The organism is Streptomyces sp. NPDC001027, assembly GCF_040299045.1.
Classification (GTDB): domain Bacteria; phylum Actinomycetota; class Actinomycetes; order Streptomycetales; family Streptomycetaceae; genus Streptomyces.
This window is the reverse complement of the sequence record NZ_JBEPBI010000116.1, coordinates 1-24,283: the sequence shown is the minus strand read 5'-3', so window position 1 is coordinate 24,283 and position 24,283 is coordinate 1. Positions and strand designations below refer to the sequence as shown.

General features: G+C 73.9%; 19 protein-coding genes and 1 pseudogene. 12 read left to right on the top strand and 8 right to left on the bottom strand.

Annotated elements, in window-relative coordinates; all coding sequences use genetic code 11:
• Window positions 1–185: 185 nt before the first annotated feature.
• The 3 genes from ABT300_RS26935 to ABT300_RS26925 all read right to left on the bottom strand — a co-directional run bounded on the left by ABT300_RS26935 (window position 186) and on the right by ABT300_RS26925 (window position 7,350).
• Window positions 186–1,550, bottom strand: a complete 1,365-nt coding sequence (locus tag ABT300_RS26935) for an FAD-dependent oxidoreductase (RefSeq protein WP_351680618.1) — start codon at window positions 1,548–1,550, stop codon at window positions 186–188.
• A 176-nt stretch (window positions 1,551–1,726) separates the two neighbouring features.
• Complete coding sequence (locus tag ABT300_RS26930; RefSeq protein ID WP_351680615.1) at window positions 1,727–4,423, bottom strand: SpoIIE family protein phosphatase; 2,697 nt, start codon at window positions 4,421–4,423, stop codon at window positions 1,727–1,729.
• Window positions 4,424–4,491: 68 nt separating this feature from the next.
• Window positions 4,492–7,350, bottom strand: a complete 2,859-nt coding sequence (locus tag ABT300_RS26925; RefSeq protein WP_351680612.1) for a SpoIIE family protein phosphatase — start codon at window positions 7,348–7,350, stop codon at window positions 4,492–4,494.
• 121 nt (window positions 7,351–7,471) lie between these two features.
• Between ABT300_RS26925 and ABT300_RS26920 the strand changes: the two genes are divergently transcribed.
• Window positions 7,472–8,317, top strand: a complete 846-nt coding sequence (locus tag ABT300_RS26920) for a DUF72 domain-containing protein (RefSeq protein ID WP_351680609.1) — start codon at window positions 7,472–7,474, stop codon at window positions 8,315–8,317.
• A 27-nt stretch (window positions 8,318–8,344) separates the two neighbouring features.
• Here ABT300_RS26920 and ABT300_RS26915 read toward each other — a convergent pair whose 3' ends face one another.
• Window positions 8,345–8,986: a lipoprotein gene (locus ABT300_RS26915; RefSeq protein WP_351680627.1), complete on the bottom strand. Its 642-nt coding sequence runs from the start codon at window positions 8,984–8,986 to the stop codon at window positions 8,345–8,347.
• Window positions 8,987–9,213: 227 nt separating this feature from the next.
• On the opposite strand from ABT300_RS26915, the gene ABT300_RS26910 reads away from it, so the two are divergent.
• Window positions 9,214–9,750 (top strand): cysteine hydrolase family protein, encoded by a 537-nt coding sequence (locus ABT300_RS26910; protein WP_351680607.1) that lies wholly within the window; start codon window positions 9,214–9,216, stop codon window positions 9,748–9,750.
• Between the two features lie 173 nt (window positions 9,751–9,923).
• On the top strand, window positions 9,924–11,351 hold the full coding sequence (locus ABT300_RS26905) for an alkaline phosphatase family protein (protein WP_351680605.1): 1,428 nt from the start codon (window positions 9,924–9,926) through the stop codon (window positions 11,349–11,351).
• A gap of 134 nt (window positions 11,352–11,485) precedes the next feature.
• Here ABT300_RS26905 and ABT300_RS26900 read toward each other — a convergent pair whose 3' ends face one another.
• Window positions 11,486–11,893 carry a cupin domain-containing protein gene (locus ABT300_RS26900; protein ID WP_351680602.1) on the bottom strand — a complete coding sequence of 136 codons (408 nt, stop codon included), beginning with the start codon at window positions 11,891–11,893 and terminating at the stop codon, window positions 11,486–11,488.
• Window positions 11,894–12,152: 259 nt separating this feature from the next.
• On the opposite strand from ABT300_RS26900, the gene ABT300_RS26895 reads away from it, so the two are divergent.
• The 4 genes from ABT300_RS26895 (at window position 12,153) to ABT300_RS26880 (ending at window position 17,590) form a co-directional block, all read left to right on the top strand.
• The gene (locus ABT300_RS26895) at window positions 12,153–12,962 is read left to right on the top strand and encodes a hypothetical protein (RefSeq protein ID WP_452993388.1); all 810 of its coding nucleotides are present in this window, start codon (window positions 12,153–12,155) and stop codon (window positions 12,960–12,962) included.
• Between the two features lie 284 nt (window positions 12,963–13,246).
• On the top strand, window positions 13,247–15,394 hold the full coding sequence (locus tag ABT300_RS26890; protein WP_502978003.1) for a DUF1996 domain-containing protein: 2,148 nt from the start codon (window positions 13,247–13,249) through the stop codon (window positions 15,392–15,394).
• Window positions 15,395–15,633: 239 nt separating this feature from the next.
• Entirely contained in the window at window positions 15,634–17,025 is a 1,392-nt protein-coding gene (locus ABT300_RS26885) for a diacylglycerol/lipid kinase family protein (RefSeq protein WP_502978002.1), read from the top strand.
• Complete coding sequence (locus tag ABT300_RS26880) at window positions 17,018–17,590, top strand: phosphatase PAP2 family protein (protein WP_351680600.1); 573 nt, start codon at window positions 17,018–17,020, stop codon at window positions 17,588–17,590. Before ABT300_RS26885 ends, ABT300_RS26880 begins: the two co-directional genes overlap by 8 nt.
• Window positions 17,591–17,603: 13 nt before the next feature.
• Here ABT300_RS26880 and ABT300_RS26875 read toward each other — a convergent pair whose 3' ends face one another.
• The gene (locus tag ABT300_RS26875; protein ID WP_351680598.1) at window positions 17,604–18,239 is read right to left on the bottom strand and encodes a class I SAM-dependent methyltransferase; all 636 of its coding nucleotides are present in this window, start codon (window positions 18,237–18,239) and stop codon (window positions 17,604–17,606) included.
• Between the two features lie 201 nt (window positions 18,240–18,440).
• Between ABT300_RS26875 and ABT300_RS26870 the strand changes: the two genes are divergently transcribed.
• Complete coding sequence (locus ABT300_RS26870) at window positions 18,441–18,614, top strand: hypothetical protein (RefSeq protein ID WP_351680595.1); 174 nt, start codon at window positions 18,441–18,443, stop codon at window positions 18,612–18,614.
• Window positions 18,615–18,710: 96 nt separating this feature from the next.
• On the opposite strand, the gene ABT300_RS26865 is transcribed toward ABT300_RS26870, so the two are convergent.
• On the bottom strand, window positions 18,711–20,468 hold the full coding sequence (locus ABT300_RS26865; protein ID WP_351680592.1) for a C40 family peptidase: 1,758 nt from the start codon (window positions 20,466–20,468) through the stop codon (window positions 18,711–18,713).
• Window positions 20,469–20,763: 295 nt separating this feature from the next.
• Entirely contained in the window at window positions 20,764–21,084 is a 321-nt protein-coding gene (locus tag ABT300_RS26860; protein ID WP_351680590.1) for a helix-turn-helix transcriptional regulator, read from the bottom strand.
• A 125-nt stretch (window positions 21,085–21,209) separates the two neighbouring features.
• On the opposite strand from ABT300_RS26860, the gene ABT300_RS26855 reads away from it, so the two are divergent.
• The 4 genes and pseudogenes from ABT300_RS26855 to ABT300_RS26840 all read left to right on the top strand — a co-directional run.
• A complete protein-coding gene (locus ABT300_RS26855; RefSeq protein WP_351680587.1) occupies window positions 21,210–22,025 on the top strand; it encodes an STAS domain-containing protein in 816 nt (271 codons plus the stop codon).
• A gap of 91 nt (window positions 22,026–22,116) precedes the next feature.
• Window positions 22,117–22,722, top strand: a complete 606-nt coding sequence (locus ABT300_RS26850) for a flavin reductase family protein (RefSeq protein ID WP_351680585.1) — start codon at window positions 22,117–22,119, stop codon at window positions 22,720–22,722.
• Window positions 22,723–22,746: 24 nt separating this feature from the next.
• Complete coding sequence (locus tag ABT300_RS26845; protein WP_351680582.1) at window positions 22,747–23,100, top strand: hypothetical protein; 354 nt, start codon at window positions 22,747–22,749, stop codon at window positions 23,098–23,100.
• Window positions 23,101–23,500: 400 nt separating this feature from the next.
• Window positions 23,501–24,283 (top strand): annotated as a pseudogene (locus ABT300_RS26840) (hypothetical protein); the annotation flags it as partial.

The following is a 24,283-nucleotide window of genomic DNA, read 5'->3' as shown; positions in this document are numbered from 1 at the left end:
CTGGTGCTCAGCGGTCTCGGGCTGTTGCACGCCGCGCTCTTCACCGACCTGTACCCCCCCGGACGCTAACAGCCGACGATCTTGCGGACCAAGGGGTGCGCCGACCTCGTGCATCGACGCAGTGCGCGGGCGGTGCGCGCGGGGTGAGGGGCTCGGGGGCGTCTGCCCCGAGCCCCTCACCGCGTTTACGCGCCGCTCTCCCGCAGCATGTCCTCGCGCTCGACGATCTTCACGCGCTCGCGGCCCTGCGGCTCGCCCAGCGCCTTCTCGGCGGCGTCCAGCCGGCGCCAGCCCTCCCAGGTGGTGAAGCGGACCTCGCGCTCGGCGAGGAACGCGTCCACGGCCTCCGGTTCGGGTGCGTCCGGCGTGTGCAGACGGCCGTTCGCGTGGTCGTCCAGCAGGTTCGACACCGTCTCGTTGGCGTCGCCCTTGGTGTGGCCGATCAGACCGACCGGTCCGCGCCGGATCCAGCCGGTGACGTACGTGGACTGCAGGTGCGCGCCCGACTCCTCGATGACACGGCCGCCCTCGTCCGGGACGGTGCCCGAGTCGAGGTCCCAGGGCAGCTTCGGCAGCTTCTCGGAGAGGTAGCCGACGGCGCGGTAGACCGCCTGCACGTCCCAGTCCTTGAACTCGCCGGTGCCCTTGACGTTGCCGGAGCCGTCGAGGGCGGTGCGCTCGGTGCGCAGGCCGACGACGCTGCCGTCCTCGCCGAGGATCTCGGTCGGCGACTCGAAGAAGTGCAGGAACAACTTGTGCGGGCGGTCGCCCACATCGCGTATCGCCCAGTTCTCCAGCGTCTTGGCGACCATGTCGGCCTGCTTGTTGCCGCGCCGCGTCGCGATCGAGCCCTCGTCGTAGTCGATGTCCTCGGGGTCGACGATGACCTCGATCGTGGGGGAGTGGTCCAGCTCCCGCAGCTCCATCGGCGAGAACTTCGCCTGCGCCGGCCCGCGTCGCCCGAAGACGTGGATCTCCCGCGCCCTGTTGGCCTTGAGGCCCTCGTGGACGTTGGCCGGGATCTCCGTGGGCAGCAGCTCGTCCGCCGTCTTGGCCAGCACGCGCGCCACGTCGAGGGCGACGTTGCCGACGCCCAGGACCGCGACCTTCTCGGCCTGGAGCGGCCACGTGCGCGGCACGTCCGGGTGGCCGTCGTACCAGGAGACGAAGTCCGCGGCGCCGTAGGAGCCGTCGAGCTCGATGCCGGGGATCGACATCTCCCGGTCGGCCATCGCGCCCGTGGAGAAGATCACGCCGTCGTAGAAGGCGCGCAGGTCGTCCAGGCTGATGTCGGTCGGGTAGTCGACGTTGCCGAAGAGACGGATCTGCGGCTTGTCGAGGACCTGGTGCAGGGCGGTGACGATGCCCTTGATGCGCGGGTGGTCCGGGGCGACGCCGTAGCGGATCAGGCCGAACGGGGCCGGCATGCGCTCGAAGAGATCGATGGAGACACCCGGGTCGGCGGCCACGGCGGACTTGAGCAGCGCGTCGGCGGCGTAGATCCCGGCGGGGCCGGCTCCGACAATGGCTACCCGCAGGGGGCGGGGCATGATCAGGTTCCCTTCGAGCGGTGACAGATCGACTCGGGGGAAGCCTAAACTAAGGCAAACCTAACTCGGTACGCGGGTCCACTCTATGAGCTCATAAACAGCATTTATGAGCGGGCGGCGCTCGCCGCGCGCCCCGCGGCCGCTCACCCATGCCCACGCCCGCGGTCCGCGCGCCCTCAGGGCAGCGGCTGTTCGGCCCAGATCACCTTGCCCTTGGGGGTGTACCGGGTGCCCCAGCGCTCGGTGAGCTGCGCCACCAGGAACAGCCCGCGCCCGCCCTCGTCGGTCATCGCCGCGTACCGCAGATGCGGCGAGGTGCTGCTGCCGTCCGAGACCTCGCAGATCAGCGTGCGGTCGCGCAGCAGCCGCACCCGCACGGGCCCGCTGCCGTAGCGGATCGCGTTGGTGACCAGCTCGCTGAGAATGAGCTCCGTCGCGAACGCCAGCTCGTCCAGGTCCCAGCGCGCCAGCTGCCGCATCGCCGCCGAGCGCACCTCGCCGACCGCCGCCGGGTCCACCGGCACGTCCCACTCGGCGACCCGGTCGGAGCCCAAAGCCCGGGTGTGCGCCACGATCAGCGCGATGTCGTCGCCCTGCCGGGCCGGCAGCAACGCGTCCAGGACCGCCTGGCAGGTCTCTTCCGGCGAGCCGTCGGCGCTCTGCTCCAACGCCGCGCGCAGCATCTCCAGACCCGTGTCGATGTCCCGCTCCCGGTCCTCCACCAGCCCGTCCGTGTACAGCGCCAGCCGGCTGCCCTCGGCCAGCTCCAGCTCGACCGTCTCGAACGGCAGACCGCCCAGCCCCAGCGGGGGCCCCGCCGGCACGTCGGCGTACTCCACGCGGCCGTCGGGACGCACCACCGCCGGCGGCGGATGGCCGGCGCGGGCCATCGTGCAGCGCCGGGACACCGGGTCGTAGATGGCGTACAGACAGGTCGCCCCGGAGACGGCCGCGTTGCCCCGGTCGCCCGCCTCGTCCTGGTCGATGCGCGCCACCAACTCGTCGAGCAGGCCCAGCAGTTCCTCGGGGGACAGATCCAGCGCGGAGAAGTTGTGCACGGCCGTGCGCAGCCGCCCCATGGTGGCCGCCGCGTGCAGACCGTGTCCCACCACGTCGCCGACGACCAGGGCGACCCGGGCTCCCGACAGCGGCAGCACGTCGAACCAGTCGCCCCCCACGCCGGCCTGCGCGGGCAGATACCGGTAGGCGATGTCCAGGGCGTTCTGCGCCGGCAGCGTACGGGGCAGCAGACTGCGCTGCAGCGTGACGGCCATGCCGTGCTCGCGGGTGAAACGGCGCGCGTTGTCGATGGAGATCGCCGCCCGCGCCACCAGCTCCTCGGCGAGCGCCACCTCGTCCGGATCGAACGGGTCGGGCCGCTCCGAACGCCAGAAACTGACCACGCCCAGGATCAGCCCGCCGGCCCGCACCGGCACCGTGATCAGCGAGTGGATGCCGAACTCCACGACCTGCTCGGTCCGCTCCAGGTCCTGGGCCCGCCAGCCCGGCGCCCGGGACAGCCGGGCCTCCAGGACGGCCCGTGCCGTGTCCAGACTGCGGGCCTGCGGCGCGGAGTCGACGAACCGGATCCGGTCGCCCACCGCGTACAGCGGAGCGCCCTTGCGGATCCCGCCGACCGCCGTGCGCCGCAACGCGCCCTGCGCCTGAGGCTCCTCGCCGTCCAGGACGGCGTCGAACAGGTCGACCGTCGCGAAGTCCGCGAACCTCGGCACGGCCAGGGCCGTCAGCTCCTCGGCCGTGCGGGTCACGTCCAGGCTCGTCCCGATGCCGACCCCGGCCGCGTACAGCATGTCGAGACGCTCACGGGCCGTCTCCGCCCGACCCGACAGGGCGCGCAGCTCGGTGGAGTCGCGCAGGGTCGCGACGCTGCCGGCCGGACCGCCCGCCAGATGGGTGGGCCGCTGGTTGATCGCCAGCAGCCGCTCCCCGACCAGATGCACCTCGTCCGTGACCATCCGCCCGGAGGCGAGCAGCTGGGCGGTGTCCCGGTCCAGACCCAGGTCGAGGACCTGCCGCCGCTCGGCGTCCGGGGGCAGATCGAGCAGCCGCTGCGCCTCGTCGTTGGCGAGCAGCAGATCGCCGTCGGCCCCGACGATGATCACGCCCTCCCGCACGGCGTGCAGCACGGCGTCGTGGTGCTCGTACATCCGGGTCATCTCGCGCGGCCCGAGACCGTGCGTCTGGCGCTGCAGCCGACGGCTGACCAGCGCGGTGCTCGCCGTGGCCAGCACCAGGGCGAGCGCGGCGCTGCCGAGGACGAGCGGCAGCTGCCGGTCGGCGGTGCCGCCCACGTGTTCGGTCGTGATGCCCGACGACACCAGTCCGACCACCCGCCCGTCGGGCGCCTTCACCGGGACGACGGCCTGGACCAACCGGCCGATGGTCCCGTCGACCTCCTCGACCACCACGCCGCCGTCCAGCGCCGGCTGGAGGGTCCCGACGAACTTCTTGCCGATGCGGTCCGGCTTGGGGTGGGTGTAGCGGATGCCGTCGGTGTTCATGACGACGATGAAGTCCACGTCCGCGGCCTTGCGGGCGGCCTCGGCCGAAGGCTGCAGCACGGCCGTCGGATCCGGGCTGCCCAGCGCCTGCACGATGCCCGGCGAGTTCGCGAACGTCTGCGCGACGGCCAGCGAACGGTTGCGGGCCTCCTGCGTGCTGTCGTGCCGTACCTGCAGCAGCAGCGCCACCACGGCCGCCACGACCAGCAGCAGCACGATGACGACCTGCAGCACGAACACCTGCACGGCGAGGCTGCTCCCGCCCAGCGTGGTCTCGGGAGCACGCCGACCCCGCGGGCCCCGGGGACCACGGGCCTGACGGGCATCCGAGCGCCCCAGGAGTCGGACCATGTGCCCATGTCTACACTGCCCGGCCCTCGGAGGCGAGAGTGGTCACCGATGGTGACCGGCCGCGCCGCTCAGACCCGGCGCGGGGACTTGGGTCCTGACCCGTCCGGGCCGCTCCGGGTGGCCAGCAGCAGCGCGATGTCGTCGAACCGGTCGGCCGACCGGCGGGCCGCCGCGGTCAGCCGGTCCGCCACGTCGGCGAGCGAGCGTCCTGCGCCGGTGGGCTTGGTGGCGTCGGTGGGCCCGGCGGCGACGCGGTCGCCGGGACCGGTGGCCCCGGCCGAGGCGACGGGATCCCCCTCACCCGCGCGGCCGTGCGCCCCGCCGGCCTCGGCCAGCGCCCTGCGCAACGCCGCGATGCCGTCGTCGATGTCGTGGCCGGGCTGCTCGACCAGCCCGTCCGTGTAGAGGGCGAGGATCGCGCCCGGCTCCAGCAGCAGTTCGGTCACCGGATAGTGGGCGCGCGGATCCACCCCCAGGACCACCCCGCCGGGCAGGTCCAGGACCTCGGTCCGGCCGTCGGGGTGGCGCAGCAGTGGGGGCAGGTGCCCGGCGCGGGCCGCCCGGGCCCGGCCCGTCGAGGGATCCAGCCGCACATAGCAACAGCTCGCGAACTGGCCGGGGTCCAGGTCGATGAGGAGGTGGTTCGTGCCGCCCATGACCTCCTCGGGCGGCCGGTCCCCGAGCGCGAACGCGCGCACCGCGCTGCGCAGTTGGCCCATCGTCGCCGCAGCCTGCACCCCGTGGCCCTGGACGTCGCCGATGACCAGGGCCAGCCCGTCCCCGGCCTCCACCACGTCGTACCAGTCGCCGCCCACGTCCATGCCTTCGGTGCCCGGCAGATAGCGCCCCGCGGTCTCCACGCGCGCGTGCTGCGACAGCCGGCGGGGGAGCAGCGCCTGCTGCAGGCCGCGCGCGAGGGCCGCCTCGGTGTCGTACCGCTGGGCCTTCTCCATCGCATGGGCGATCAGCCCGGCCAGCGCCGTCAGCACCGTGCGTTCCTTGGAGCCGAAACTGCGCGAACGGTCGAAGCCGAGGATGCAGGAGCCCACCGGGCGGCCCGAGGCGATCAACGGGAGGAAGGCGCGGGCCCCCTCCTCCGCGTCGAGTTCGATGCCCGGGTAGGCGTCGGCCAGCTGCTGCATCGAGTCGAAGAAGAGCGGCCGGCCCGTGGTGAGCGTCTCCACGCCCGGCAGCCGGGCGTCCAGGGCCACCCCCTCGAAGGGCGCCAGGAAGCCCTCGGGGAACCCGGACTCCCACGCCAGATACAGATGCCGCTCCTGAAGCAGGTAGATGGCCAGCCGGCGGCCGCCGAACGCGGGCAGCAGCTCCTGCATGACCACCGCCGACACCTGCCGGGCGGTCACCGCCTCCGTCAGCGCGATCGCCAGCACGATCGGCCGGTACAGCGGGGCGGTCGAGGCGGCGGCGTCCGGCGCGGGGACGGGCCCCTCGACGGCCTCGGGGACGTCGTCGTGCGGCACACGGTCGGCCGGGACGGCCTTGCAGGTGACGAGGTCCGCCCCCGGGTACAGCGACAGCCGCAGCCAGTCGCCCTCGTACGGCCGGGGCGCCGCGGGCCTCTCGGGCGCGGCGGGCAGCCGCACGTCGAAGTGGGCGGGCTCCGGCGACAACAGGACGCCCCGCAGATGCTCCTCGTACGTGGGCTGGTTCAGCCACGGCACGGCCTCCCACAGCTGCCGGCCGACCAGCAGCTCCCGCGGCACGCCCAGGAGGTGGCCGGCCCGGGGGTTGGCGTAGACGACGAGGCCCGTCCGGTCGAGGCAGAACACGCCCTCCGGGAGCAGATCGGCCGCTCCGTCGGCGAGCGCGCCCGGCCCCGGGTCCAGGAGGACCCCGGCGACGGGGTGCGGCGCGTCGGGAGGAGCGCCGGCGCCGCCGTGGTCCAGCGCGGCGGACCCGTCGGCTTCCCGGTCCAGCGGGATCTCCCCGGCCGCCCGGGCCGCCCCGGCCGCCCGGGGCCGGGCCGGGTTCAAGGGCGCCTCGCCGTGCTCCGGCGCTTTCCCGGTGCGGAGCGGCTCGCCGTGTTCCGGCGCCTCCCCGGTGCGGACGGCGGGCCGCCGGGCCTCGGCGGCCGGTCCGATGCCCGCGGCCTCCGCCTCCGTCGCCCGCCACATGTCCAGCAGCCGCAGTCCGCCTGCGGCGGTCCGCACCTGGACCGGCAGCGGCGGGGGCCGGCCCCGGGCCGTGCGGTGCAGCAACTCGGGCAGCCGGTGGGCGTCCGCCGGGTCGAGGGCCCGGGCCAGGGCGTCCAGCGTGCCGGGGAAGTCGCCCGACGGCAGCCCGAGCAGGGCGCGGGCCTGCGCGTCCACGGCGAGGACGCCGGTCGCCGGGGTCCAGGAAAGCCGTCCGACGCGCCCCGGCGCCGGTCCGGCGGCCGGCGGCCGCACGCACAGCGGCGCGTCGTCCCAGGTGACGGTCCCGCCGTCCGCGCCCAGCCGCAGCAGGTCCGCCCCCAGGGCGTCCGCGACGGCCGCCAGCCGCTCGCCCTCCGCCTGCACCTCCGCCGCGTCTGCCGCCGCCGCCCGCAGCACGGTCAGCACCCCGAAGGCCCGGTCCTCCGCCACGACGGGCACATGCAGCGAACCGAACTGGAAAGGCAGTCCGGCCGCGAACTGCGGATAGCGGCGCATCACCTCAGTGGCGTTCGCCAGCACCACCGGGACGCCCGTCCGGTGCACGTCCGCCACCGGGAACGGCCGGTCCGCGCTCACCCGCCACCAGGGGCGGAACAGCTGACCGGGCAGTCCGGACAGGACCGCGAGGCGCAGCAGCCGGGGGCTCCCCGAGCACAGGTAGACGCCCGCCGCGCGCCCGGCCGTCGTCCGCAACGCGTCCGCGACAGCCCCGGTCAGCAGCGCGGGCGGCGGTCCGGACGGCTTCCGCTCGTCCCTGGCGCTCCCAGTCATCGGCCCTACCTCGTCCGTGCGCCGCCGCGTGGGGCGACACAGCAAGAATGCGCCACATGTGACCGGATGTGCATCCGCGCGCAGGGGAGAAAAGAGCGCGGGACGGGGTGACCGGCCGCCCATGGGTCGGATTCTGGTGGGCGCCTGCTCGTGGACGGACCGGGCGCTGGTCTCCAGCGGCTGGTATCCGGCCGGGCGGCGCGACGCGGCGGGCCGGGTGCTGCACTACGCCGAACGGTTCCCGGTCGTCGAGGTCGACGCGACGTACTACGGGCTGCCCGGCGAACGCACCAGCCGGTTGTGGACGGAGCGGACCCCCGACGGGTTCGTGTTCGACGTGAAGGCGTTCTCGCTGCTGACCGGCCATCCCACCCGGCCCGCCGCGATGCCGCCCGGCCTGCCGGCCGACTCCCGCGGGCCGCGAGCCCTGGACGAGGTGTGGCGGAGGTTCGCCGACGGCATCCGCCCGCTGCGGGACGCCGGCCGGCTCGGCGCCGTCCTCTTCCAGTTCCCGCCCTGGTTCCGCCCCGGCGAACGGGCCCGCGCCTTCCTCGCCCAGTGCGCGCAGCGCACGGCCGGCTGGCCGGTCTGCGTCGAGTTCCGGCATCCGCAGTGGTGGCGGGACGGCCAGGAGCAGGCGACGGCCGACCTGCTGCGGGCCCACGGCTTCGCCGCCGTCGCCGTCGACATGCTGCAGACCCTGCCGTCGGCCGTCCCGCCCGTCACACCGGTCAGCTGCGAGCGGCTGGCGGTCGTCCGGCTGCACGGCCGCAGCCCGCACTGGGGCACGGGCGGCAAGGAGGACCGCTTCCGCCACGAGTACGGCCCCGGCGAGCTCGACGAGTGGGCGCCGAGGATCCGCGCGCTCGCCCGGCGGACCGAGCAGGTGCATGTGCTGTTCAACAACTGCTGCGGGGACGCCGCCGTCCGGGCCGCCGCGCGCATGCGCGCCCTGCTCGGCGGCTGACCGGTTCGCGGGCCGGACGGGCGGTCGTCAGGCGGCGGTGGTGTGCAGGGTGCTCTTGGCGAGCTCGTAGGCGGGGAGCATCGCGTCGTGCTCGCCGGTGTCCAGCCCCCCGAGATGCAGGACGACGGGGCCCTCGGACGTGGTGACGGCGAAGGCGCGCTCCTGCTTGCTCTCGTCGAGGAGCTTGCTCGTGGTCGTGTAGACGACCTCGACGCCCGTGACGTCACCCGCCTTCACCTCGCGGTACACCGCCCCGCTCGCGGCCGGCTCGGCGGCCACGAACTCCGTGAGCACCTTCCGCGCGTCGGCCTTGCCGGGCGCACCGGTCCACACCCGGAGGAACCCGATCTTGCCGGCGGGCTTCGCGTCGATCTCGCAGGCCAGGGTGACCGGGCCCTGGTGCGCGAACGCGTCCAGGAGCTCCGCCAGGTCGCCGCCGTCGCCGGACGCGTCGCCGTCGACGGCCTTGGCCTTCCAGAACTCCGCGGTGTCGAAGGCGACCGGAAGCTCGCAGGCGGACCCGGCCGCCCCGACCGACCCCCCGCGCTTCGCGACCTTCGCGCTCCCCTTCGCGGACGTCCCGGACGCGGCGCCCGAGCCCTCCCGCTCCGCCGTGCACCCCGTCGCCAACCCCGTCACGAGCCCCGTCGCCAGGGCCGCCGTCGCCATCCCCCGCCGCAGCCTTCCCGCGTTCCCCGTCGTCCCCACGTTCCCCACCCCACAGCGCACCGCTGAGTCCCCTCTGCGGGCCGGCGCGTTGCCGGCGGAGCACTGTAACCGAGGGGTGCGCCACCTCCGCCACCGAGATTCGCACGACCGGGCCGCACCCGTGAGGCGGACGAGTGACGTACCGTCATATCGGCGTTCGAATGGGGCGAACGGGAACCCATAGCCGCATGGGCAAGACCGCGCTGATCGTCATCGACATGATCAACACCTACGACCATCCGGACGCGGAGCTGCTGCTGCCGTCCGCCGACAGGGTGGTTCCGGTGATCGCCGGTCTCCTCGAACGGGCCCGCGACGCCGGCGTGTCCGTCGTCTACGTCAACGACAACTTCGGCCAGTGGCGCTCCCACCACGGAGAACTCCTCGACAAGGCGCTCGCCGGCCGCCATGCCCGGCTCGTCGAGCCGCTGGTGCCGGACGAAGGCTCCCTCTTCGTGGTCAAGGCGCGGCACTCGATCTTCTTCGAGACCCCGCTGTCGTACCTCCTCGACCAGGAGGGCATCGGCCACGTCGTGCTCTGCGGGCAGGTCACGGAACAGTGCGTGCTCTACTCGGCCCTCGACGCCCACATCCGCCGTCTCCGGGTGACCGTGCCCCGGGACGCCGTGGCCCACATCCACGACGACCTGGCGGACGCCGCGCTGACCATGATGCGGCGCAACATGGGCGCCCGCGTGTGCGGCAGCGACGAGCTGTGGAACTGAACGGCGCGGCGCGGCACGGCGACTGACGGCACCGTCGGCCGCCGTGGCAGGGAGCGCCGCCGCAGCGACCCTCCGCGTTCCCGGCCCGGGCGCAGACGAGCGGAGCACCGCCCCCGCGGGGCACGGGCCGGCCTTCCCACCGGTTCCTCCCACCACCAAGGGGCACACCACACATGGCAGAGCTGACCCGACGCAGACTCCTGGGCTCGGCCGCGGGCGCGCTGGGCGCCGCAGCGGCCCTCTCCCTGCTCCCGCCGAGCGTCCAGAAGGCCGTCGCGGCCGGAGCGCCCCGCCGGGGCTCGCTCGCCGACATCGAGCACGTCGTCCTGCTGATGCAGGAGAACCGCTCGTTCGACCACTACTTCGGCACCCTGTCCGGCGTGCGCGGCTTCGCCGACCCCGAAGCGCTCACCCTCGGCACCGGACGCTCGGTCTTCCACCAGCCCGACGACGAGAACCCCAGGGGCTACCTGCTGCCCTTCCACCTCGACACCCGCACCTCCAGCGCCCAGGCCATCCCCTCGACCAGCCACTCCTGGTCGGTGCAGCACGACGCCTGGAACGCCGGCCGGATGGACCGCTGGCTGCCCGCCCACCGCAAGGCCGACGGCGCCAACGGCCCCTACGTCATGGGCTACTACACGCGCGAGGACATCCCGTTCCAGTTCGCCCTCGCCGAGACCTTCACCGTCTGCGACCACTACTTCAGCTCGGTGCTGGGCCCGACCTGGCCGAACCGCCTGATGTGGATGACCGGCTCCATCGACCCGGAGGCGCTGCACGGCGGTCCGGTGACCCGCAACTCCGCGCCGACGCCCTTCAGTTGGACGACCTACGCCGAACGCCTCCAGGAAGCCGGCGTCAGCTGGAAGGTGTACCAGCAGGAGGACGACTACGGGTGCAACGTGCTGGAGCAGTTCGCCGCGTTCAGGAACGCGCTGCCCGGCGCCGAACTGTACGAGCGGGGCGTACGGCCGCAGCCGGAGGGGGCCTTCGAGGACGACGCCCGCAACGACCGCCTGCCGACGGTGTCCTGGATCATGCCCCCGGGCCACCAGTCCGAGCACCCGGACTACCTGCCGGCGGCCGGTGCGGCCTTCGTCGCCTCGAAGATCGAGGCCATCGCCGCCGACCCGCAGGTGTGGGCCAAGACCGCGTTCATCCTCAACTACGACGAGAACGACGGCCTCTTCGACCATGTGCCGCCGCCGACCCCGCCCGCCGGCACGCCCGGCGAGTTCGTCGGGGGCCTCCCGATCGGCGGCGGTTTCCGGGTGCCGGCGATCATCGTCTCGCCGTGGACCGTGGGCGGCTGGGTGGCCGGCGAGACGTTCGACCACACCTCGACCCTGCGGCTGCTGGAGCGACTCACCGGGGTCCTGGAACCCAACATCAGCGACTGGCGGCGCAGTGCGTTCGGCGACCTCACCTCGGCGTTCCGCTTCGCGGACGGCAGCGCACCGGCGCCTGCGCTGCCCGACGACACACAGGAACAGCTGGCGAAGGCGCAGACGGACGTCGCCACCCTGCCCAAGCCCACCCTCCCGGGCGCCGACCAGACCTTCCCCGTGCAGGAGACCGGTCGCCGCCCGCAGCGCTGACGCGCCGATCGTGGTGTGCGGCCGGCCAGGCCGGGGCGTGAGGGGACCCGGCCGGGGAATGCGCCGCCCCGGTCGCGGTGCGCGACGCCCCGGGCCGTTTGTGGGGCGCCCGCGTCCGGGGCGGGAGCGGTCGGTCAGTCGCGCACGGCCGCGGCCGGCGGTTCTGCGCGCGTAGACAGCGCGCAGTCCCGCGGCAGGAAGAACAGGGCGCAGATGCGCAGGGGCCCGGGCTCCCGGTTCTCGGCCATGTGGACGCCCTGCGGTCCCACCGGCTCCACGATGCAGCCCCCCGCGGGCGTCACGCACTCGGAGCCGTCCGCCAGGGTCCGGGTCAGCACCCCGGCCGTCACGACGGCGACCACCCGGCCGTCGTGGTAGTGCCAGGGCAGCGAGCCCCCCGGCGGGATCTCGTAGTCGGCGACGACCACCCTCGTGCCCTCCGGCGCGGCCAGGGCGAGACGTTCGGCGAGGAGGCCGTCGGCGCGCAGAACCGGCGCGGGTTCTGCGGCGGGCCGGTTCCCGACGGGCGTGGCGCGGTTCACGCGGCGGCCGCCGGGAAGGGCAGGGGCCGCGGGCGCCGAAGCCCTCCGGGGCCCGCGGTGTCCGGTAATCCGGACGGGGTCATGTTCCGCTGGTCAGTGCGATCCACAGCGGTGACATTAGCCCACTCGCGTCACACCGGGGTGACGCCGGAGTGACCGAAAGTCAAGACCGGCCCCCCGAGTGATCCTGCCGCCCGATCTCTGCGTCTCCCAGAGCGGGACTCGCACACACCTCGTGCGACGAATGGTTGGGGAGACCATGAGCATGCTGCGCCTGCGCCCGGAAGTGGAGCGGCCTCACGAGGGCCGCGCCGACGGCGAGCCTCGCGCCGACCGCACCGCCAGGAAGCCGCCCGGCAGCCCGCTCCGCCGCGCCGCCGCATTCGTCGGCCGCACGCTGCGGGACGAGTGGCACGGCATCGTCGTCGACCCCGTGCGGCAGCTCGCCCGGCGCGGGCCCGCCGCGCTGCTGCTGGCGGTCGTCGCCTGCGTGGGCGTGATCTTCTTCCACGGCATCGCCCAGCACCCCGTGGGAGCGACCGCGGTCCGGCTCCTCGGCGGGGTCCAGGGCGACCTGCCGCTGTGGCTGGCCCTGCTGCGCACTCCGGTCTCCCTGTACGTCCCGGCACTCGACCTTCCGGTGTGGGCCGGCATCACCCAGCTGTTCCTGGCCTTCGCCCTGGCTGAGCTCGCCCTCGGACGCCGCAGGACCCTGCTGATCGCCTATGCCTCCACCCTGGCCGGCACCCTCAGCGTGCGGGTGATGCTGGCGATCGGACCCGGCCCGGGGTGCCTCGGACTGCCGCCCGAGGCGGGACAGGTGCTCGACACCGGCCCCTCCGCCGCGGTCGTCGGGCTCTTCACCTATCTCTCCGTCGTCCGCCGTGCGCCGATCGTCTTCACGCTCACCGGCGGTTCGATGGTGTGGGAGTCGATAGCCAAGCCCAACCTCGCCGGTCGCGAGCATCTGATCGCCGTGGCCGCCGCGGTCGTCATGGGTCTGCTGCAGCTGTGGGCGGACCGCAGGCGACAGGCCCGGCCAGGCCTCGTGGAGGCTCCGGCGCGGTGACGGCCGACGGCGCCCGCCGAACGGCGTCCGGCCTGCTCGTCGTGGGCGGGGGAGAGCGTCGTCGCCACCGCGGGACGGGTGGTTACCTGAGATCTTGCTGTGAATTCGCGGTGCGGTTGAACACTTCTGCGTCCGGCAGCGTATGGGATCGGGGGAATTCCATGTCCAGGGCCGCCGACGACGCGTAGGAGCACTCCTTGGCACAGAACAGGCGCAGACGACCGACGGGCGGACGGCGGGCCAGCTTCGCCGCGATGGCGCTCATTCTCGGCGGCGGTGGGCTGATGGCGGCGAACGTCTACGCCTCGGCGACCGAGGACGGCTCCGAGGGCAACTCCGTGCGCAGGGGCGGCAACAGCGCCGTCACCGTCGACTGCCCGGACGTGGGCGCAAGGCTGACGACCGTCCCGGACCAGGCCTCGGCGGAGGTCGACCGCGAACTCGCGGTGCTCGACGAGCAGGTCGCCGCGGCCTACCGGCAGCTCCAGGAGTCGGCGCAGTCCGTGCGCCAGGACGCGGGCTTCGCGGACAACGCGGTGATGAACCCGCTCAAGGAGAAGCGCGGCGCGACGATCGAACGGATCGCGGTCGCCATCGACCGGGTGGGCGACCGCCCCGAGGGTCTCGAGTCCCTCGCCGCCTGCACCCTGCGCGCCTCCGACGACCAGGCGGACGGGGGCGCCGACGGCACGGGCGACGAGAACCAGGGCGGCGACGGGCAAGGCGGCCAGGGTCAGGACGGCAAGGGCCAGGACGGCCAGGGCCAGGGCGACAACGGTCAGGGCCAGGGCGGCGACCAGCAGGGCGGACAGGGTCAGCAGGGCAACGGCGGACAGGCCGGGAACGGTCCGGTCGCCGCGGACTTCGCGGACATCGCCTCCGTCCAGCCGGCGCAGCAGACCCCCGACCCGCGCTCCGGCCCCTCCCGCGGCGTCTTCGTCACCAGCTGCGGCGTCAACGCGAACGGCCTGTTCAACTCGGACAACGTGATCGTGGCGCCGGGCGTCAGCAACGGCGCCCACCACTTCCACGACTACGTCGGCAACCAGTCGAACACCGCCTTCGCCTCGGACGACGACCTGGCGAAGGCCCGGACGAGCTGCGTGGACCAGGGCGACAAGTCGACCTACTACTGGCCCGTGCTGCGCCTGCAGAACGGCTCCCAGGAGCGGGACGCGCAGAGCCCGGGCGGCGGCGTCGAGGGCAACGCGGGGAAGATCATCACCCCGAAGGACGTCACGCTGACCTTCGTCGGCAACCCGCGCTCCAAGGTCACGGCCATGCCGCGGCTGCTGCGCATCATCACCGGCGACGCGAAGGCCTTCGTCAACGGCACGGCCAACGCCAACGCGTCGTGGAGCTGCACCGGGTTCGAGGACCGTCAGCTCAAGGACAAGTACCCGCTCTGCCCGTCCGGCAGCGACGTGGTGCGCACCTTCCGTTTCCAGAGCTGCTGGGACGGATCCAACATCGACAGCGCCAACCACCGCACCCATGTGGCGTTCGCCGGCGCCGACGGCTCCTGCCCTGCGGGCTTCGAGGCCGTGCCGCAGCTGGTCCAGCGCATCGTGTACGACGTCGACGCGCCGAGCCTGCAGGACGGCGGCCGGACGACTCCGCTGTTCGCGGTGGACTCCTTCCCGGAGCAGCTGCACAAGGCGGTCACCGATCACGGCGACTTCATCAACGTCTTCGACGACTCCCTGATGCGGCAGATGGTCGACTGCATCAACGGCGGCCGAAAGTGCGGCGCCGGCCAGAACGGCGGCGGCGACGAAGGAAACGGCGGCAACGGAAACGCCGGGAACAACAACGGGGGCGGCGACGACAACGCCGTTAACGGGAACGGCGAAGGAAACGGCGGCAACGGTTCCGGAAACGGGGACAACGGAAACGCCGGTGACAACGGTTCCGGAAACGCCGACGACAACGGTTCCGGAAACGGCGGCGGCGACGGTTCCGGTAACGGTGGCGACAAGGGCTCCGAGAACACGGGCGATAACCCCGGCGGCGGCGGCGGCAACGGCGGCGGTGGCAACGCCGACGACAACGGTTCCGGAAACGGCGGCGGCGCCGGTCAGGGCGCACAGCCGTCCGCAGGCAAGCCGGCTCCCGAGGCACAGGCCAAGAGCCAGCCCCACGTCGACGCGAGGCCGTCGGCGAAGGCGGCCGCGTCGGCCCCTCCGGCGGGCTCGGGCGGTGAGATCGGCACCCCGGCGACCGCTCCGCCGACCGTGTCCGCTCCGGCGCAGTCGCAGGGCCGCCCCCCGGCCGACCCGGGCGCCGTCACCCCCGTCACCGGCGGCGCCGAGCAGCAGGCGGTGCAGGGCGGCCTCGCCGAGACCGGCGCCGACCTGTGGCCCGGCGTGCTCGGCGCCCTGCTGGTGATCGGCGGCTTCGTCGTCCTGCGCCGCAACGCCCGGCGCCGCTGAGCAGCCGAGTCCGGTCGGCACGACCTGGGGCCCGTCGCACCCGCGGCGGGCCCCAGGTCGTGCGCCTCCCCGGGCCGGGACCCCTGGGAAGTGCCCCGCGCGGCGACGGCGCACCTCGTGTCCCTCGGACCCCATCCCGGGGTCGCGGTCACGCCGGGGCCCCGCGCCATGGACAATTGATCGAGATCGTTGGTGCTGTCGACGCACGACAAGGAGCCTCGGAGCATGGCGGGCGCACGGTGAACGGAACAGGCAGATCGAAGTGGGCGCTGCCGCACGTCGGCCGGGCGCAGCAAGATGCCGTAGCCCGCGCGCGAAGCTGGGCGCGGCTCGCCCTGGTGCTGGTGGTCGCGTGCGTCGCGGTGGTCATGGCCGGCGTCGGTTCCGGCGGCTGGCTGGTGCTGCTCGCCGGGTTCGCCCTGCTCGCGCTCGCCGCGGCGGGCGTGTGGTGGATGCTGGCCCATCGGGGCGGGCCCCGGCTGCTCGGCGGCTTGCTGGCGGTGACCGCGCCCGTGGGCGTGCTCGTGCTGTACGCGACGTCGGGACTGTGGCCGGTGGCGGTGGGCGCGCTCGGGCTGTGGGCGGGGGCGCTGGCCTCGGCCCGGGCCGCGTTGCGCAGCGTGCGCCGTCCCAAGGGCACCCACGGCCGCAGGACCCCGCCGCCGCGCCGACCGGTCCTGATCATGAACGTGCGCTCGGGCGGCGGCAAGGTCGTCAAGCACGATCTCGCGGCGCGCGCCGAGGCCCTAGGCGCGCGGGTGATCCTGCTCGGCGTGGACGACGGGTACGTCGACCCGGCGGCGGAGGCCCGCCGGGCCGTCGCCGAGGGCGCGGACCTGCTCGGCGTCGCGGGCGGCGACGGCACCCAGGCGCTGGTCGCCGGCGTGGCCGCCGAACTCGACGTGCCCTTCCTGGTCGTCGCCGCCGGCACCCGCAACCACTTCGCCATGGACCTCGGCCTCGACCGCACCGACCCGGTGCGCAGCCTGGACGCCCTCACGAGCGGCGTCGAACTGCGCGTGGATCTCGGTGACGTGAGCGGACGACCCTTCGTCAACACCGTGTCCTTCGGGGCGTACGCGGAGATAGTGCAGAGTCCCGACTACCGCGACGCCAAGGCCGCCACGGCCTTGGACCACCTGCCCGAGCTGCTGCAGGGCGACTCGGGCCCGGTGCTGCACGTGCGCACCGACGACACCGCCGTCCACGCGCCGCAGGCGCTGCTGGTCAGCAACAACGCCTACGCCCGCGCCGACCCGTTGGGCGGCGGCCGTCGCCCCCGGCTCGACGCCGGGCTCCTCGGAGTGATCGGCCTGCGGGTCGAAGGCGCGGCCCAGGCCGCCGAACTCGCCCTGCTCGGCGAGCGCGCGGGCAGCATCACCTCGGTGACGTCCAAGCGCGTCGTCGTCGAGGCCGACCGGGAGCGCATCGCGGTGGCCGTCGACGGCGAGGCCCTGGAACTCGACATTCCGGTGGTGTGCACGGTACGGCCCGCCGCGCTGCGGGTCCGGGTGCCGCGGCACCGCCCGGGCGCGGCCTACGCGCCCCCCACGGTCGACTGGCGGCGCGTCACCCGTCTCGCGCTCGGCCATCCCGACCCCCGTACGATCAAGGAGGCCTACGATGTCTGACCGCCCAGCGAAGCTGACCGCCCGGCGACTGGTCGGCGACCTCGCCACCCTGGACCAGGCTCTGTACGAGACGGTCACCGTGACCAGGACGCCCACTCTGGACACCGCGCTGCGCCGGCTGTCCGCGGCCGCCGACCACTCCAAGCTCTCCTTCTCGGTGGCCGCCGCGCTCGCCCTGCGCGGCGGTCGTGCGCGCCGCGCGGCGGTGCTCGGCGTCGCGGCGATCGGCGTCGCCTCGGCCAGCGCCAACCTGCTCGGGAAGCAGCTGGTGCGCCGTTCCCGGCCGCACCGGTCGGAGGACTCGCCGTACCCGGGGCGGCACGTGCCGATGCCGCACTCGGCGTCGTTCCCGTCGGGACACACCGCCTCGGCCGTCGCCTTCGCCGCTGCCGTCGGCCCGACGCTGCCGGTCTCCGCGGTCCCGCTCGGCGTGCTGGCCTGTGCGGTGGGCTACTCGAGGGTCCACACCGGTGTGCACTACCCGGGCGACGTGGTGGCCGGCGCGGTCCTCGGCACGGGTGCGGCGGCCCTCGTCCTCGCTCTCGCCGCCCGCGTCGGGGACTGACCCCGGCGGCGGGCTACGGCTTGCCGCAGTGCAGGAACAGATGGGGCTCGGGGACGGCCTCGGGGTGGTCGGGGGTGAACAGGACGCTCTCCTCGTCCAGCACGGTGAGGCCGGCGGCGGTGACGACGTCGACGAGGTCCTGGCGGGCGTAGCTGGTCACCCGCACCGGCTGCCCCATGAACACGGCGTCGGCGCCCTCCACGTCCACCGGCACGGTCGCCAGGGCGAGGCTGCCGCCCGGCAGCAGCGCCCGCGCGAGTCGGCCGATGAGCTCGCTCTGCTGTGCCCGTTCCATCTGCAGCAGGGAGAAGTACGCGCAGACGGCGTTCAAGGAGCGCTCCCGCAGGGGGAGTCGGCGTACGTCCGCACACCGGAAGGCGGCGTCCGGCACCTGGCGCGCGGCGAGGTCCACCATGACGGGGGAGACGTCGACGCCCAGCACGCGATGGCCCGCGGCCGCCAGGGTCGCCGCCGTGGGCCGTCCGGTGCCGCTGCCGACGTCGAGCACGTCGCTGCCCGGTGCGAGCCGGCCGAGCAGCCAGTCAAGGGATCTGCGGTGCGCCTCCGAGTGCGCGAACGCCTTCTCGTACGCGGGCCCCAGTGCGTCGAACACCCGCGCCGCGCGCTGTCCGTCGTCCTCACTCGTCACGTCGGCTCCTCCTCGTGATGTGCGGGTCCCGGGGGCCTCGCACGGATGGGTTCACGCCAGGTGAGCGGAAAGACTTCCCGAAACGGGCCGGAATCATGTTTTCCACTACCGTAAGTAACATGATCCAATCCTCTTGACGCGGAACCTACTGGTGAGTAGCCCTGGTCGCCGCGGACCGTCGTTTCGTTCGGAGGACCCCCCATGAGCTCACCCGAGGACGTCTTGCAGGAGACCCGCGCCGCGTACGAGGAGCACGCCCGCGTGTGCCGTCAGTGTCACTACGACGGGGCGCCGTGCGCCGTCTCCAAACTCCTCCTGCGTGCCTACAACAACGCCAGAAGGACGCAGATGCGCACCCGCCCCGCCATGCACTGACGGGTCGGCGGCGCACATCGGGGCGGCTGTTCTCCGCGCCCGCTCCGGTCGGGCGTGCGGCGCGGGCGAACGGACGCCTTCCGGAGGCCGCCGGTCTCAGGCGGGGCGTACGGCGCCGCGCAGCGCGCCCTCGCCGTAGGGAAGGATCGCCTCTTCGCGGATGGCGGCGCCCGGACCCGGGGCGTGGATCATCATGCCGTTCCCCGTGCACAGGCCGACGTGGCTGAGGTCGTCGAAGAAGAAGACCAGGTCGCCGGCGCGCAGATCGGCCAGGCTGATCCGGGTGAATGCCTTGGCCTGGTCGATGGCGGCCCTCGGCAGGCTCACCCCGGCGGCCTTCCACGCGGCCTGGGTGAGGCTGGAGCAGTCGTAGGACTCCGGTCCCGTGGCTCCCCACACGCAGGGCCGCCCGGTCTGGGCGCGGGCGAAGGCGAGCGCCTTGTCCGCCTTGCCCAGGTAGGCGGTCCCGGTGGCGCTGGCGGTGACGTCGGCGGGGGCGGCCGGCCGGACGGGCTCGGGAAGCGGGGCCACGGGCGCGGCGAGATCGGCGGAGGTCGGGTAGCCCTGACCGGCGGTCAGCGCGTCCGGCGCGGGAGCCGGGACGCCGATGCCGGACGTCTGATAGGCCGGGGCGGCTGCCACGCCCGCCGCGGCGAAACCGAACTCGGGTGCCGCGACCGGCATTTCGGGGTACGCGTATCCGGCGGGAGGCGTCAGCGGCCCCAGTTCGTCCATGAGGTGGTCCGGCGCGATCGGACCCGTCGCCGAAGCCGTGAAGCCGGATTCCGGCGCCGCAGCGCCGAGGCCGGGTACGGCGTGGCCGAACGACGGTGTGCCGAAGCCGAGTTCCGCGCCACCGAGGTCGGGCGCCGGTTCCACCAGGGCGATGTCGGACGCCGAGAACGCCGGGGCCGGAGCGGGGAACGAGAACCCTCCGGTGTCGAGGAGGCTCTCCGGCCCGGCCGACGGTGCGGCGGCCGCCGGAGCGGCGGCGGGCCTTCCCGCCCACGCGGCGGTGATCTCCGCGCGGAACGCCTGCTGCTCCGCGGTGTCCCAGGGCTGCTGGACCGACTGCGGGTCGACCGGCTGCTGAGGCACGGCGGCGGGTGCGACGCCCGGCTGCGCGGTCGTCGCGGACAGGGACTGCATCGACGGGGAGGACGTGGACTGCGCGGGGATGAACGCGGTGAGCGCGGGCTGCGGGGAGGGCGCGGGCTGGGCGACGGCCCGAGCCAGGATCTCGCGGGCGGTGGCGAGCTTGCGCCCGATCCGCTCCTTGGCGCTCCTGAGCGAGGCCTGTCGGTCGGCGGGAGCGACGGCGGGGGAGGCGTCCGGGGCGGGAGCGGCGGGGAGCGCGGCCGGCGCGGGAAGGGCCGCCCGGGGTGCGGGGAGCGCGGCCGGCGCGCCGGCCTCCAGGGCCCTGGGCTCGCTGCGGCGCGCTTCGATGGCCGCGGGCGGCGCGGCGACGGCGGGTCCGGTGAGCTCCGGAATGCGTCTCGCCGCCGCTTTGAGCTCGCGGATCGTCGCACTGTCCGCGGAGGACGCGGGCCGGGCCGGACGGGGCGGTCGGCGATCGGCCGGCAGCACGGCGGCGGTGGTCGGTCCGATCTTGTCGCGCGCTCCGTCGAACCACTGCTTGGCGACCGCGTCGAGCGACGGATCGGCAGATCCACGGCCGCTGTTGGCGACGGAGCCGACCGTCCGGCGCGAGAGGTTCGACATGGCGCGCGTGGCGTTGTAAGTGCCCGTGTCGGTCTCGGCCCGGTCGTACAGCGAACTGACACGCTGCTGGATCTCCGCCCGGCTCGGCTCATTGCTGCCGCCTGGGGACCGAGGGCTGCGATCCGTCGCCATGGAAGACGTTCTCCTTCCGTGCTCCGCCGGTGTGTTGCGGCGGAATCCGGGCGACCCCTGTTGCGGGTGACCCAAGCCCCCTGCCCTGAAAGGCAGTCGAACGGCCTGGCGTCAACCTAACCAACTTGTGTGCCTGGTGTGAAGATTGAGGTGTTAAATGTCCGATACGTATTCGTGACCTTCGTCTCTTGTCGGTGACGCCCCGCTGTCGTGCCGACGGTGTGACGCATCCTGGTGTCCGGCTGTGCGCGGTCGACGCCTGTCGGTCACGAGCGGCGGATTCCCCGCCTCGGTCTCACGGACGCCGGACGCGGCCGGCCTCGTCGTGGGCCAGCAGCGACAGCAGGGCCGCCACGCTCAGTCCCGCTTCGGCGGGATGGCGCAGCACCTGGCCCGGCTCGATCCGGTAGACGTTGCTGCGCCCGTCCTTCGTGTGGGACAGATAACCGCCCTGTTCCAGATCCGCGATGATCTTCTGCACCGCCCGCTCGGTGAGTCGGCAGTGTGCGGCGATGTCCCGGATGCGGGCGCTGTGGTCGTCCGCGATGGCCGCGAGTACGCGGGCGTGGTTGGTCAGAAACGTCCATCCGCTGTGTGGCTCGGGCGCTGCCTCCATGGGGTCATCCTACGTCCGGGCTTTCACGAACACAAAGGACGGAACTTCATTTCGTGTATCTGTTGACGTGTGACGCTCGGAGGGTGAGTCTTGAGGTGACATGTGGGTGACCGAGGGAGGCGGTCATGGCGGAACCGGTGTACGACGCGGACGCGGGCGGCGAGGATGCGTGCGCGGGTGCGGAGTCCCCTGGCGGGCGTCCCGCCGAGGCGACTCCCGGGCCCGACATCACGGTCCGTGCCGACGGGCGGCGGATCGTCGTGGCGGTGCGCGGTGAGCTGGACTTCGACTCGGCCGCGCCTCTCGGACGCGCCCTGGGCGCCGCGCTCGACGCGGCAGAGGACGGGATCGACCTGGAGCTGGACGGGGTGGTGTTCTGCGACTGCTCCGCCCTCAACGTGCTGCTCGGCGTGCGCGACGAAGGCCTGCGGCAGGGCAGGACGGTCGTCCTGCGCTCGGTCGGCCCGGCGGTGGCCCGGCTGTTGACGCTGACCGGCACGGGGCCGCTGTTCGCGGCCGCCCCCAGTGCCGGCCCTGCTCCCGACACGGGCGTCGGCTCCGCCGCCCGTGACGCCGTCAGCCCCACTGCCGAACGAGCCGCCGAGCAGCGGGCCGACCCCCACGCGGGCGGCACGCGCTCAACCGGCCTGCCGGGCGGGGCACTCGACGGCAGCCCCCTGCGACGGCGCATCGAACTCGTACAGCTGCGGCGCGCGTTGCGGACGCACCCGGTGATCGACCTGGCCCGCGGCGTCCTCATGGCGTCCTTCGGACTGAACGCCGACGAGGCCTGGCGGGTCCTGGCCCTGGCCGCCCGGAACACCGACGGGACGGTGCGGGGCCTGGCCCGGGACCTGGTCGCCGCCGTCGAGGAGCACCCCGAGCCGGGCGCCGCCCTGCCGGAGGCGGTGACCTCGGCGGTGGCCGAGATCAGATCGTAGGAGGAGCGCCTGCGGCGAGCGGTCGACGCGACGGGCGCAGCGCGGCGGCCGGTTCGGCCGTCGGGCGCGTTCTCGGGTAGAACTGGCTGACATGCGCGTCGACCATGATCCCCGAGCCCTGGGCGCGGGCGCCTTCTACCGGCTGCTCACCGCCGTCGTCGTCCCCCGGCCGATCGCCTGGGTGTCGACCCTCGCGGCGGACGGCACCGCCAACCTCGCCCCGCACTCGTTCTTCACGGTGGCCTGCACCGACCCGCCGATCGTCCAGTTCACGTCCGTGGGGCGGAAGGACTCGTTGCGCAACGTCGAGGCCACCGGCGAGTTCGTCGTCAACTTCGCACCCGAGGAGCTCATCGAGCAGATCAACGCCACCGCCACCGACTTCCCCGCGCACGAGAGCGAGTTCGACGCGGTCGGCGTCGAGCGGGAGCCCTCCCTGCGCGTGCGGCCGCCCCGCGTGGCGGAGTCGCCCGTGGCCCTGGAGTGCCGCCTGCACTCCACCGTGGTCCTCGGCGACTGCACGCTGGTCCTCGGCGAGGTCGTGCACGCCGCCGTGCACGAGGACGTCGTCGTCGACGGCCGCCCCGACATCCGCCGGCTGCGGCCCCTCTCGAGGCTGGGCGGCGACGAGTGGGGCGCCGTCGGCGAGATCCACGACCTGGCCCGCGTCGCCTACCGCGACTTGCCGCCGTCCTGACCGGTGCACCCGTATGCTCGGCTCATGACGCGACGGGTGAAGGGCGTGGGGGCCGACGGCTCCTGGTGTTCGCTGTGGTCGAGGAATTCGGCGTTGTCGATCGGATCCGTCAACTCCTTCCTCTCCGTCGGCTCGGTGGGCAGCTCCCTGTCCGTCGCCTCTGTCGGCGGCTTCCTGTCCGTGGGGTCGGTCGGCTCCGCCCTGTCCGTCGCCTCCGTCGGATCCTGGCTCAGCGCGGGCTCGGTGCTGAGCGCCCGCACCACCGGCTCGGTGCTCACCCGCCGTTCGCGCGGGACGGCGGCCGCGGCGGCGACGGTCGCCGGGGTGACCCTGGCGGCCTGCGCATGGAAGTACGGCCGCAGCCGCCCCGTATCGTGAGCCGCCCCGTTTCGTGAGTCGGCCGGTGGGGGGCGGGTCCCCCGCGATCCCGCGCCACTCGCGTGGGTAGGCCCGCAGGCGGCCCGCAAGGCCCGGTCGCAGCGTCCCGTCGGCGACGCCGCGGCGCCGGGCCCGACCGCCGACATCGTGTGCGCCGAGACGCCTGGGCCGGGCCAGGGCCCGGGCGCACGCCGCCTCCCTCGGCGCCGCTGGAGCAGCGCGCGCGGCCCTGACGCCCTCCTTCTCGGACCGGCCCGCACACCGCGGCGGATCATCGGTCGCGCACGGCGTTGTCAGTGGCCCCCGCTAAGTTCGTTCGTGTCGCGCCGCTCCGGTACGACGACCCCCCTTGTGCTGCGCCGAGTCGGCGTGTGCAGCCGCATGCCGCAAAGGAGATGGTGTGTTCTCGGACCGGGAGAACTGGGAGAGGGCGAGCACGGCCCGGGTGGTGCCCCCCGCGCGGCCGCGCAAACTCGCCAAGGTCCCCTTCGTGGAACTGGCCGACGGGCGCCTGCAGGGCGTCGTCTCCAGCGGCTCGGACATCGAGCGGGTGTACGTCTCGTCGGTCGCCGCCGGCACCCATGCCTTCGCGTGCAGCACCAACAACAACCGCCCCTGCGGGGGCGCGCGCGGCTCGTTCTGCAACCACATCCGCGCACTGATCACCGAGGCCGTGCTGCAGTACGGCGCCGACCGCGTCGCCCGCTACCTGCGCGTGGAGCCCGCCGGTCCGCAGGCCGACGCCGCCGCCCTCACCGCCGCGATGACCGGCGCCCGCCCGCCCCAGGCGGACGGCAAGGCGGCGGCCGCGCCCGTCTTCAGCCGGTTCCTGCGGCACCTGGCCTATCTCGAGCTCGCCCCCGTCACCGTGCCGCTGCCGGAACTGCAGTGGTTCCCGCCGACCCGGGCGGAGAGCGCCCCGGCAGCGACCGGGCACGAGCCGGAGACCCCGCAGCAGGCCCCGAGCGGTTCAACGGCCGAACCCGTCGAGGGACTCGACGAGGCGTTGTCGGCAGTCGACGCGTTCGACCACGCCCTCGCCGCCGGTCTGCTGCGCCCCCGCCCCGACCGGGTCGGCGGACTCGGCGACCTCGCCCGCGCGGTCTCCGGCAGCCCGCTGGCCGCCCGGGTGGAGGAGGCGGCCGAGAAGGCCGCGGCCGGCGCCGCGAGCGAGGACCACCTC

What these genes read in the sequence shown, in the direction of transcription:
- ABT300_RS26860 (WP_351680590.1), bottom strand. Translation starts at nt 21,084, where the DNA reads ATGGAGGCAGCGCCCGAGCCACACAGCGGATGGACGTTTCTGACCAAC.
- ABT300_RS26895 (WP_452993388.1), top strand. Translation starts at nt 12,153, where the DNA reads ATGAGCATGCTGCGCCTGCGCCCGGAAGTGGAGCGGCCTCACGAGGGC.
- ABT300_RS26930 (WP_351680615.1), bottom strand. Translation starts at nt 4,423, where the DNA reads ATGGTCCGACTCCTGGGGCGCTCGGATGCCCGTCAGGCCCGTGGTCCC.
- ABT300_RS26855 (WP_351680587.1), top strand. Translation starts at nt 21,210, where the DNA reads ATGGCGGAACCGGTGTACGACGCGGACGCGGGCGGCGAGGATGCGTGC.
- ABT300_RS26935 (WP_351680618.1), bottom strand. Translation starts at nt 1,550, where the DNA reads ATGCCCCGCCCCCTGCGGGTAGCCATTGTCGGAGCCGGCCCCGCCGGG.
- ABT300_RS26915 (WP_351680627.1), bottom strand. Translation starts at nt 8,986, where the DNA reads ATGGCGACGGCGGCCCTGGCGACGGGGCTCGTGACGGGGTTGGCGACG.
- ABT300_RS26845 (WP_351680582.1), top strand. Translation starts at nt 22,747, where the DNA reads ATGACGCGACGGGTGAAGGGCGTGGGGGCCGACGGCTCCTGGTGTTCG.
- ABT300_RS26925 (WP_351680612.1), bottom strand. Translation starts at nt 7,350, where the DNA reads ATGACTGGGAGCGCCAGGGACGAGCGGAAGCCGTCCGGACCGCCGCCC.
- ABT300_RS26880 (WP_351680600.1), top strand. Translation starts at nt 17,018, where the DNA reads ATGTCTGACCGCCCAGCGAAGCTGACCGCCCGGCGACTGGTCGGCGAC.
- ABT300_RS26910 (WP_351680607.1), top strand. Translation starts at nt 9,214, where the DNA reads ATGGGCAAGACCGCGCTGATCGTCATCGACATGATCAACACCTACGAC.
- ABT300_RS26905 (WP_351680605.1), top strand. Translation starts at nt 9,924, where the DNA reads ATGGCAGAGCTGACCCGACGCAGACTCCTGGGCTCGGCCGCGGGCGCG.
- ABT300_RS26870 (WP_351680595.1), top strand. Translation starts at nt 18,441, where the DNA reads ATGAGCTCACCCGAGGACGTCTTGCAGGAGACCCGCGCCGCGTACGAG.
- ABT300_RS26865 (WP_351680592.1), bottom strand. Translation starts at nt 20,468, where the DNA reads ATGGCGACGGATCGCAGCCCTCGGTCCCCAGGCGGCAGCAATGAGCCG.
- ABT300_RS26850 (WP_351680585.1), top strand. Translation starts at nt 22,117, where the DNA reads ATGCGCGTCGACCATGATCCCCGAGCCCTGGGCGCGGGCGCCTTCTAC.
- ABT300_RS26920 (WP_351680609.1), top strand. Translation starts at nt 7,472, where the DNA reads ATGGGTCGGATTCTGGTGGGCGCCTGCTCGTGGACGGACCGGGCGCTG.
- ABT300_RS26890 (WP_502978003.1), top strand. Translation starts at nt 13,247, where the DNA reads ATGGCGGCGAACGTCTACGCCTCGGCGACCGAGGACGGCTCCGAGGGC.